We start from the raw sequence: 1,428 nt of genomic DNA, 5'->3' as shown, positions 1-1,428 counted from the left end.
ATTGGTTTGCGCTATTTTAATGTTTTTGGAAGAAAACAAGATCCAAATGGTGCGTATGCGGCAGTTATTCCGAAGTTTGTTAAGCTTTTAATGGATCACGAAAGCCCTGTTATCAATGGAGATGGTAATTATTCTAGAGATTTTACTTATATTGACAACGTAATTCAAATGAATGAATTGGCAATAAAAACAGAAAACCCAGAAGCAATAAACACGGTTTATAATACGGCTTTTGGAGATAGAACCACCTTAAATAATTTAATAAGCCATTTAAAAGAATATCTTTCAGCGTATGACAAAACAATTGGTGAGATTCCGGTTTTGCATGGTCCAGAACGGGTTGGGGATATTCCACATTCCTTGGCAAGTATTGAAAAAGCAAAGAAATTGCTGGGATATGATCCTAAATTTTCATTAAAAGATGGATTAAAAGAAGCAATTGATTGGTATTGGAAAAATTTAAGATAATTTTGCAAGGCATTTTGCCATCAATTAATGAGTTGGGAATAAAAGGATATAAATGAAGATTAAAAAAATATGTTGCATTGGAGCAGGTTATGTTGGTGGACCCACAATGGCCGTAATTGCTCAAAAATGCCCCGAAATAGAAGTTACTGTAGTCGATTTAAACGAAGCTAGAATAAAAGCTTGGAATGATGCAGATACTAAAAATATACCGATTTACGAACCCGGACTTTCGGAAGTTGTTGCCGAGGCGCGTGGTCGTAATTTGTTTTTTTCTACCGATGTGGAAAAAGCGATTGATGAAGCTGACATGATTTTTATTTCGGTAAATACGCCCACAAAAACGTATGGTGCCGGAAAAGGAATGGCTGCTGATTTGAAATATATTGAACTTTGTGCCAGACAAATTGCCAAGGTTTCCAAATCAGATAAAATTGTTGTTGAAAAATCAACACTTCCCGTTCGAACGGCTGAAGCGATAAAGAGCATTTTAGATAACACCGGGAACGGAGTTCGTTTTCAGATTCTTTCCAATCCAGAATTTTTGGCTGAAGGAACTGCTGTTCAGGATTTATTGCATCCCGACCGAATATTAATCGGAGGTGATACCACTGAAGAAGGACAAAACGCCATTAATGCTTTAGTTGAAGTATATGCAAATTGGGTTGACAAGGATAAAATTTTGACAACCAACCTTTGGTCTTCCGAATTGTCAAAGTTGACTGCAAATGCATTTTTGGCGCAACGCGTTTCGTCGATTAATGCCTTGTCAGAATTGTGTGAAAAAACAGGTGCCGATGTTAGCGAGGTAGCAAAAGCAATTGGAATGGATAGCCGAATTGGCTCAAAGTTTTTAAAAGCATCAGTAGGTTTTGGAGGTTCTTGTTTTCAAAAAGATATTTTGAATTTGGTATATATTGCTAAATCCTATGGTTTGCATGAAGTTGCTGATTATTGGGAACA

General features: G+C 36.6%; 2 protein-coding genes. Both read left to right on the top strand.

All coding sequences use genetic code 11. The features are described from left to right. Positions 1-468: NAD-dependent epimerase/dehydratase family protein (locus tag EG849_RS15485; RefSeq protein ID WP_125014338.1), on the top strand; the 468-nt coding region annotated here is incomplete at its 5' end. A gap of 52 nt (positions 469-520) precedes the next feature. Further along, a partial coding sequence (locus EG849_RS15480; RefSeq protein ID WP_125014336.1) for a nucleotide sugar dehydrogenase occupies positions 521-1,428 on the top strand: 908 nt, incomplete at its 3' end.

Origin of the sequence: Flavobacterium macacae (assembly GCF_003865365.1) — a bacterium.
Lineage (GTDB): Bacteria > Bacteroidota > Bacteroidia > Flavobacteriales > Flavobacteriaceae > Flavobacterium > Flavobacterium macacae.
Note: the sequence above shows the minus strand (reverse complement) of the source record. Positions and strands in the feature narration are given on the sequence as shown.